This is a genomic window from Caldibacillus thermoamylovorans, assembly GCF_000751775.1.
In the GTDB taxonomy this organism is placed as follows: Bacteria; Bacillota; Bacilli; order Bacillales; family Caldibacillaceae; genus Caldifermentibacillus; species Caldifermentibacillus hisashii.
The window spans coordinates 1-8259 of sequence record NZ_CCRF01000024.1 but is presented as its reverse complement, the minus strand read 5'-3'; the positions used below and the strand labels follow the sequence as shown (position 1 = coordinate 8259).

Here is an 8259-nt window from a genome sequence, read left to right as displayed (position 1 = left end):
CTTTTCTAGGCGAATGTTTACTTATTTTTATCGTTTGTTTGATCGCTTCCAAGAAAATATTTATTCCATTGCCATTTTGACCGATTTGTCTAAATCAAACAATCCGCAGCCGTTCCAATATTCCTTTTACGGCACTGAGCTTATGTATCGCTTCAATACTTATAAGTTTAATGAAGAGGATATTCCTTCTTTGAAAAAATCTACGAACCCTTTCGCCATTGCAGTATTGGCAGGCATTTACCTACATCAAACGGAGAAGAACTATCATAAACGATATGAAGTAAAGAAAAAATTGTTAAAAGACTTTATCTTAACCAACCCAAATCTTAAATCTATTTATGCGGAAGCTCTTTTCTACTTCATTGACTATTTACTGTATCTTCCTCATGAGTTGACAAAACAATTAACGAAAGACTTATCGATTAACATTGAAAAGGAGGCAAAACATATGCTGTATTCTGAAAAAATTAAAGAAGCACCTACACTTGCTGAATATTTTAAAACTGTGAGGGAAGAAGGATTTGAAAAAGGAATTGAAAAAGGATTGGAAATGGGAATTGAAAAGGGAATCGAAAAAGGAATTGAAAAAGGGATTGAAAAAGGGATTGAAAAAGGAAAAATGGAAGAAAAAAGGAATTTAGCTGCTGAGCTGTTACGGGAAGGTTTTTCAGTTGAAAAAGTGGCAAAAATGGTGAAGCTGAGCCTTGATGAAGTGAAAGAGATAGAGGCAAGCATTCATTTTAACCGACCCGAATCTTAAATCTGATTATACGGACAGTGCCTTCCTAGAGAGTTGACAAAACAATTAACGAAAGACTTATCGATTAACATTGAAAAGGAGGCAAAACATATGCTGTATTCTGAAAAAATTAAAGAAGCACCTACACTTGCTGAATATTTTAAAACTGTGAGGGAAGAAGGATTTGAAAAAGGAATTGAAAAAGGAATTGAAAAAGGAAAAATGGAAGAAAAAAGGAATTTAGCTGCTGAGCTGTTACGGGAAGGTTTTTCAGTTGAAAAAGTGGCAAAAATGGTGAAGCTGAGTATCGATGAAGTGAAAGAGATAGAAAAAATTTGTGAATGATTTTAGCCAAAAAATCGGGTTATCTACTCATATTACGTATCGGTAAAAAAAACTTCCTAGACTGCCTATCCATAATAAAGCTTGCATATAGTCAAAGGCAGTCTATCCCTGCAAATAGCTAGACAGAGATAACCTACTTCCTACATCAATCACAATGGGATCCTACAACCATTTTGTTTTCTAATAAGTCCTGAACACACTTCATTTGGCTTGCGTGGTAATGGCAGAGAATTATATCGTTGCAGTAGTGTTTACCCTAACTCAGTTTTTTCGCAGGTGGGGGGTAGGCTGCCCTATAAAGGTCCAATTGGTTCAACTAACCATTAGTGAGGGATCGAGAACCCCCATTTTTTGACTACTTTAAGTATTCAAATAGTTTTATAGATTTATACATTATCCTTATATTGACTAATCAACTCACTCAATTCTATTGGATTATATCCCACAACTCTTTTCAATTCATTATTATTAACATCTATTAATAATGTAACCGGGACTCCGGTTAATCCGTATTGTAGTATTAATTCCGGTTGTTTATAAATATCAATTTCCTCAAATACAACATGATTATCTTGCAAGAAATTTTCTACATTTTGGCATGGAATACAATGTGGCTTACTTATTTTTAGTATTTTCATTGTTGTCCCTCTTCTTTTTGATTTGGCTTTCTTAAATGGAACAAAACTTTTACACAAAAAATAACAAGGAGAACAACCCCAATAATAAAAACTGTATCCGGTACCGCCCGAATTAATAATAAATCTTGAATAATATCTTTTTGTAAAAATTCACTCGTGCGTAATGACCAATAGCCTTTTTCATAAGCCTCTTTTAATTGAATAAAGCCAATTGTTGTTAAACTGACAAAGACCATTCCAAATAGACCAATATTCATTGTCCAAAATGACCACTTCAATAGTTTGTCATTCCATTTTTCAGGGTTAACAATATTTCTTAAAGAATAGATAAGGACAGCAATTGCAAACATCCCATATACCCCCATCATTGCGGCATGGGCATGTGCAGGGGTTAATTGTTGTCCATGTTCAAAGTAATTGACTGCCGGTAGATTAATTAAAAATCCGGTAACACCAGCACCGACAATATTCCAAAGAGAAGTAGCAATTAAAAACCAAAATGTCATTTTATAAGGAAAATGAACGCCACCCTCTTTTAACAATTTATAATGATCGTTTGCTTCAAAGACAAGAAGAGTAAGCGGAATGATTTCCAAGGCACTGAACACAGCTCCGATGGCAATCCAGCTTTCCGGAGAACCATTGTAGTAATAGTGATGTCCAATACCCAATACACCTGTTCCAAGTAATAAAATAATTTGGAAATATAACATTCGTACAACAGAAGATTTTGTTATGAGATTCATATTTACAAGCATATAACCAATAATGACAACGGCAAATACTTCAAAAATACCTTCTACCCATAAATGGACAACCCACCAACGCCAATAGTCCGACATGGTAAAGTTTCCATCCGGATGAATAAAGAATGCAAAAATGTAAAATGCCGGAACTGCAATTGACGCATAAAATAAGAGATGAATTAAGCCACCTTTATCCCGTTCTTTTTTTAGCCCGTTGTAGATTCCTCTATAAACAATGAATAACCAAATGGCCATTCCGGCAACTAAACCGATTTGCCAAATACGACCTAGTTCTAAATATTCCCAACCTTGGTGTCCGAATAAGAACCATTGATTTCCTAAATATCCATTAACCCCAAGCCATTCACCAAGCATGGAACCAATAACAACGACAACTAATGCCCAAAATAAAATATCAACCAATAATCCTTGATGCTTCGGTTCTTCTCCTCCAACTTTCGGTGCAATATATATACCTAATCCTAGCCAGGCTGTTGCAATCCAGAAAATAGCTAGTTAGAGATGATAACCTTTTGCAACACCAAAAGGCAGAAGGTCATAAATCCATTTGATTCCGAAAAATGAAGTAGGTTCTGTATAATAATGGGCTAATAATGCACCAAACATAACTTGTATAAAGAACATGATTGCTACGAGTAAGAAAAATTTACCCGATTTCACTTGTGATATCGTGATTTTCTCTTTATTTAGATTAAACACCGGATAATTCCCTTTAGTAAATGCCGGTGTAGGTTCCCCATTCGTAAAAATCGAATTTTCCACCAAGACCATCCTTTCTGTTATTTTTTAGGAAAGTAATGCCTATCATGTAAACAAAAGTCATTTAGTGACATTTTTTACATGATTGATTAAGTACTTTCTAAATAAAATTTTAAATCTAAAAAACAAAACTGTATAATCCTTGACGCAGATCAGTTTTTATTACAAATTAATACATATTAAGAAAAGCGCAGAGCGCCCGCCTAGCGACGTACAAACTTTGGCCCCGCAATGAGAACAGATTTGCTTCCTCGAATAGGTATCGCACGAAGAAAAATGCGTTTAGCATTTTTCGAGGACTCTGAATAATCTTCCTCGAATAAGTAGCGCACGAAGGAGCTGTTCAGAAAGTCATATTTTTGACTTCTGGATGCTCCATTTTATGCCTAAAACCTTGATATATCAGTATTCTCGTTTAATGCATTTTTAGATGTTTATACTTATCGGACAGCCCCCAAGCATTCAATTCTTATACCTTAAGCTAAGGTTCTTTTAAACTACTTATTAATTATACGTTCTATTCATCAACACGATTCGCCAACCATCAGGGTCCTCTACGGTGATTCCTTTTTCTTTCCAATAGCTATTTTCGGGTTCCACCTCATAATATCCCATTTTTTGTAACCGTTCGTATACAGTATTTATTTCACTTTTATTTTCTATATAGAAAACTAACAGATTATCTTTTGTTGGTGCAGGACATGGACTTCCTTCTGCATGTCGTGTAAATTCCAAATGATAATTTACATCTGGCAAACCAATAATTACTCCCTCGAATCCTTTGTTCCCTGTAAATCTTTCTATTTGTTTAAGACCTAAACCATTCACATAAAAATCTATAACCTCTTCTAGTCTGTCTGTCGGCCTTGCGATTCTAACTTGTGCTGCTGTAAAATCTCTAAATTCCATATATAAACCTCCCTAACCATTTAATAATTAAATTATAGTATTTTATTATACTTTTTCAAAATCTTAAGAATTGGACTTCAGGCTAAATTGTATATTTTAAAAATTTTACTAAAATTAAAGCGATTTCCTTTTGGCTTTAGGGGTGCTGCCTCATTCTTCTTTCTAAAAAAACAATGTTAAGATAGGAATTTCACTAAAACCAAATATTAATCCTGTTAGAAGTTGATTCCTAAATCATTTTAGACAAAACAGCTTCATAGACTGCAAGTGTATCACTTATTTCTTTTTCGCCATGCACTGTAAGATAAGTTATATCTATACCTTTTTCTTTTCCATATAAGAGAAATAAATAGAAGGCAATGCCTAATATTGAAATGAAATAAGAGAGAATCATTTGCAGGTCTTTACTTAGTTGTGTATAGGTTAAAACATATTTAGGGACATATAGCAAGGTTGGAATGATAATTAACACTAATGATTTGCTCCAAATGGAACAACCAATAAAAATGAATGCTGCAAGGCAAAACAGGATAATGTTTCCGATCGTACCAAACTGAACGACCGTTATTCCAAAACGGTTATTTAACCATATTAATAAAATAAACCCGCCAATTGGAACTATTGACAGTAATGAGAGGACAAACCATTCACCGTATTTAGAGAGGCGATGGCTTGCTAAATATCCCATACTTTTCATGAAAAGAAGTAAGAAACAAGCGGTAAATAATGGATAGTCGAAAAGTTCTATCCAAGAATAAGCTGTCTCTTAAGTTATAACATCCCCCATGATGACAAAAGCAAAAACACCTACATTCATTTCTCCAGCTCCCCCTTTGCTTCTTGCTCTATTAACAGATTTACACTTGTGGAAATATCCATCCAGATTCCCTTAAATTCCTGAAGTTCCTCAAGTCCCTTTTCTGTAATATAATAATATTTCCGCTGTGGTCCCCCAGAAGGAACCGGCTTTGTTTTCACTTCCACTAATTTTTCTTTTCTCATTCGTAGGAGCAATGGATAGATACTCCCCTCTTTCACCATCGTAAACCCGTACTTACCCAGCTTTTCAATCATTTCATACCCATAAGTTTCACCTTTGGAAATAATGGCCAATAAACATCCTTCCAAAACTCCTTTTAAAATCTGACTTGAGTTCAATCCATCTCCTCCTTTTCTTTACGACTATGTTGCTTAACAATATAGTTTTTTTAAAAATATAAGCTATCATCCAACATAGCCAAAAACTACTTTGCATTACAACATAGTTTTGTTATAAATTACCACTTGTGCCATTGTCAACAAAAAAGTATTATTTTTGACTTTTTAAAAATAAAAGGAAGAACGATTTGTCCTTCCTCATAACTGAACGTTAAAAACCATACTCAGCTTCCTTCACCTCGCGAATCTTTGCAAAAGTTTCCGTCAACACAACCGTATCTTCCACTAAGCGTTGAATTCGGAAAATAACATCATCATTAATAATTTCTTTCCGATAAAAATCTTTTTCTTCTATAAAAACATATGATTGAACAATTTGTGCTTTCATGTACGATAAAATGGGCTTTAATTGTTGCTCGGCTATTAAGTAATGTTTTGATGTTCCGGCTGTAACAATAATACTGACGATTTTCCCCTCAAATGCCCTTTCCGGAAGCAAGTCAAAAATATTTTTCAATGTTGCTGGAATTGATGCTTGGAATATTGGCGTCCCTATGATAATGGCTTCTGCATCCATAATCGTTTCTGTTACATATTTTGTGTCACCTTCATATTCCCAATAATTGCGACCATCACTAAATTGAACATCATATTCCGCTAAATCAATTAACGTTACTTCAGTTTCCGGATAATTTTCCTTCAATTCTTTTAATGTGGCATCCATTGCCGTTCTTGTTTTTGAACCAACTTTTGACCCGGATAATCCGACAACCTTCATTCTTTGCCCCCCTCAACTATTGCTGTATATTTTTTTATTGCAGGTAGAATTTCTGTTCCGATTATATCGATATTTCGTTTAATTCGGTCAAAAGGCACACCCCCAAAATCCATTTGTGCCATGTATCGTTGATGTCCGAACTGTTCATGTTGATAGAGAATTTTTTCAATGACTTGCTGAGGGCTGCCGACATTCATTATGCTGCGTTGGTCTGCGCCTTGGGCAAATAATTGTTTCGCAAAGCCGCGGCCGTTCGTTCGTTTCATTCCTTCATTTATGTGAGGGTAATATTCGCTTAATGCTTGCTGGGTTGTTTCTGCTGTATAGAAAAAGCCGGTTGTTGCAACTGGGAAATCTGTCGGATCAAGCCCACGCCGAGTTAGCGCATCACGATATGCATCAATCGACTGTTTAAAGTAAGATGCAGGACCGCCAAGCATTGCTAGGGCCATTGGAACACCCTGATAACCGGCTTTTATTGCACTGGCAGGAGTTCCGCCCACCGCACGCCAAATTGGCATTGACCCTTCTTTTGGTCGTGGAAGGACTTTTGCATTTTTTAATGGTGCTCGAAACTGACCATTCCAATTAACCACTTCATTTTCATTGATTTCCAATAATAATTCGAATTTCTCTTCAAATAATTCCTCATAGTCCCGTAGATCATAGCCAAGCAGTTCAAAGAGCCCGACTCTTGACGCCCGTCCGGCAATAATTTCAGCACGGCCATTTGAGATTAAATCAATTGTTGCAAAATCTTCGTAAACTCGTACTGGGTCTGACGTACTAATAATTGTTGAAGAGCTGCCAATTTTTATTTTTTCCGTTGCTTGAGCAATCGCAGCTAACACGACTGAATGTGCTTGAGTGGTAAAATATTCTTGATGGCTTTCTCCAACACTTATAAAGTCGACTCCGGCCTGCTCTGCAAGTTTGGCGATCTCAATAATTTCTTGCAACCGCTGTTGAGGAGAAATCCGTTTCCCCGTATAAGGATTTGCTAAATGATCCCCTAGTGTATAGATACCAAACTCCAAGCCTTTGCTCGGATCTATCCGATATTTTTCCATACCCATCTTTATTACCTTCTTTCGTACACATTTACTTCAAAATAATATTTCTATATATCAAATTGCAAATGATGAATTCGATATAAACCTTTGTAATATCATTATAAGTTACAATCAATATCCATGTAAGTACGCAAAAAAAAGTGGTATAGTATACAAAAGGATACTACTGGAGGGATTCGAATGAATATCGAACCGAATTTATGTCGGGTTGAAGATGCCCTTGAAATAATTGTTGGCAAGTGGAAACCGATTATTTTACTCCATTTATTAAAAAATGGAACAATGCGCTTCAGTGATTTAAAACGTAGCATCCCCAATATCACCCAAAAAATGTTAACCAAAAATTTACGAGAATTGGAAAATGAAGATATTATTGAGCGTTTCGTGTATCCACAAGTTCCCCCAAAAGTCGAGTACTCCATTACGGAATATGGAAAGGAACTTGAACCATTATTACATGCAATGCATAAATGGGGTGTGAAGCATGCATTGCATAAACAGCAGTATAAATTTATATGAGGTTTATTTATTTAGTTTGGAAAAGCTCGTCTAAAACTAAAGAATTAACCGAGCTTTTCCATAAATTTATATTTTTTTTAGTAACGCGCAACACTCTACATGTGTCGTCACTACTATGTGAACACAATTTATTATCCTCGTTGACTGTATGTGAACACAATTCATTAGATGTTTTTGTGTTTTCTTTTTTCGCATTTCTTCTAGCAGGTTTAAATTTTTCACCATCTAGACTATTACTTAAACCCGTTTTATATACAAACGTAATCATGGCAGGATCTTTATTTCCCTCTTCATCTACTCCACCGACAATTACCTTGTCAACGACACTTTCAAATACATACCGATCAAACGTATCAATCACTTCATTTTGTTCCAATACTTTTTTGAAAGCTAACAAGCGTTTTTTAATATCCTTTTCTTCTTCTAAATTCGATAAGGACTTTCAGCTATGAGGAGTAAATTTATCAATTTTCGGTAGTATTATGCAATTACGACTTATCCATAGTTGGTAAAATTTTCCAGTTAAATTTATTTACAAAAAGGGTCAAAAAGAACCAAATTTGCTTATTTTTTT

General features: G+C 35.1%; 10 protein-coding genes and 1 pseudogene. 3 read left to right on the top strand and 8 right to left on the bottom strand.

All coding sequences use genetic code 11. The features are described from left to right. Together BT1A1_RS19025 and BT1A1_RS03475 are read left to right on the top strand one after the other, a co-directional pair. Nucleotides 1-760: RpnC/YadD family protein (locus tag BT1A1_RS19025; RefSeq protein WP_034768161.1), on the top strand; the 760-nt coding region annotated here is incomplete at its 5' end. A 90-nt stretch (nucleotides 761-850) separates the two neighbouring features. Beyond that, nucleotides 851-1084 (top strand): hypothetical protein, encoded by a 234-nt coding sequence (locus BT1A1_RS03475; protein WP_034768158.1) that lies wholly within the window; start codon nucleotides 851-853, stop codon nucleotides 1082-1084. A 386-nt stretch (nucleotides 1085-1470) separates the two neighbouring features. Here the strand turns inward: BT1A1_RS03475 and BT1A1_RS03470 are convergent, their stop codons facing one another. The 7 genes and pseudogenes from BT1A1_RS03470 to BT1A1_RS03440 form a co-directional block, all read right to left on the bottom strand. Beyond that, complete coding sequence (locus tag BT1A1_RS03470; protein ID WP_041848154.1) at nucleotides 1471-1662, bottom strand: thioredoxin family protein; 192 nt, start codon at nucleotides 1660-1662, stop codon at nucleotides 1471-1473. A 56-nt stretch (nucleotides 1663-1718) separates the two neighbouring features. Next, a pseudogene (locus BT1A1_RS03465) lies at nucleotides 1719-3200 on the bottom strand (cbb3-type cytochrome c oxidase subunit I); the annotation flags it as partial. Between the two features lie 552 nt (nucleotides 3201-3752). Next, nucleotides 3753-4157: a VOC family protein gene (locus tag BT1A1_RS03460; protein ID WP_034768155.1), complete on the bottom strand. Its 405-nt coding sequence runs from the start codon at nucleotides 4155-4157 to the stop codon at nucleotides 3753-3755. Nucleotides 4158-4386: 229 nt separating this feature from the next. After that, entirely contained in the window at nucleotides 4387-4905 is a 519-nt protein-coding gene (locus BT1A1_RS03455) for an HAAS domain-containing protein (RefSeq protein ID WP_396122149.1), read from the bottom strand. A gap of 65 nt (nucleotides 4906-4970) precedes the next feature. Continuing rightward, the gene (locus BT1A1_RS03450) at nucleotides 4971-5315 is read right to left on the bottom strand and encodes a PadR family transcriptional regulator (RefSeq protein ID WP_034768149.1); all 345 of its coding nucleotides are present in this window, start codon (nucleotides 5313-5315) and stop codon (nucleotides 4971-4973) included. A gap of 211 nt (nucleotides 5316-5526) precedes the next feature. Continuing rightward, nucleotides 5527-6093, bottom strand: coding sequence for an NADPH-dependent FMN reductase (locus BT1A1_RS03445; protein WP_034768147.1), 567 nt, complete (start codon nucleotides 6091-6093; stop codon nucleotides 5527-5529). Continuing rightward, on the bottom strand, nucleotides 6090-7163 hold the full coding sequence (locus BT1A1_RS03440) for an LLM class flavin-dependent oxidoreductase (protein ID WP_034768160.1): 1074 nt from the start codon (nucleotides 7161-7163) through the stop codon (nucleotides 6090-6092). The genes BT1A1_RS03445 and BT1A1_RS03440 overlap by 4 nt, the downstream gene beginning before the upstream one ends. 183 nt (nucleotides 7164-7346) lie before the next feature. Here BT1A1_RS03440 and BT1A1_RS03435 point away from each other — a divergent pair, with 183 nt between their 5' ends. Continuing rightward, the gene (locus tag BT1A1_RS03435; RefSeq protein WP_034768145.1) at nucleotides 7347-7685 is read left to right on the top strand and encodes a winged helix-turn-helix transcriptional regulator; all 339 of its coding nucleotides are present in this window, start codon (nucleotides 7347-7349) and stop codon (nucleotides 7683-7685) included. Nucleotides 7686-7692: 7 nt separating this feature from the next. Here BT1A1_RS03435 and BT1A1_RS03430 read toward each other — a convergent pair whose 3' ends face one another. Further along, on the bottom strand, nucleotides 7693-8082 hold the full coding sequence (locus BT1A1_RS03430) for a hypothetical protein (RefSeq protein ID WP_051988986.1): 390 nt from the start codon (nucleotides 8080-8082) through the stop codon (nucleotides 7693-7695). Nucleotides 8083-8259 lie beyond the last annotated feature (177 nt).

Coding starts and splice junctions, on each gene's coding strand:
- BT1A1_RS03475 (WP_034768158.1), top strand. CDS start 851: ATGCTGTATTCTGAAAAAATTAAAGAAGCACCTACACTTGCTGAATAT.
- BT1A1_RS03460 (WP_034768155.1), bottom strand. CDS start 4,157: ATGGAATTTAGAGATTTTACAGCAGCACAAGTTAGAATCGCAAGGCCG.
- BT1A1_RS03445 (WP_034768147.1), bottom strand. CDS start 6,093: ATGAAGGTTGTCGGATTATCCGGGTCAAAAGTTGGTTCAAAAACAAGA.
- BT1A1_RS03440 (WP_034768160.1), bottom strand. CDS start 7,163: ATGGAAAAATATCGGATAGATCCGAGCAAAGGCTTGGAGTTTGGTATC.
- BT1A1_RS03435 (WP_034768145.1), top strand. CDS start 7,347: ATGAATATCGAACCGAATTTATGTCGGGTTGAAGATGCCCTTGAAATA.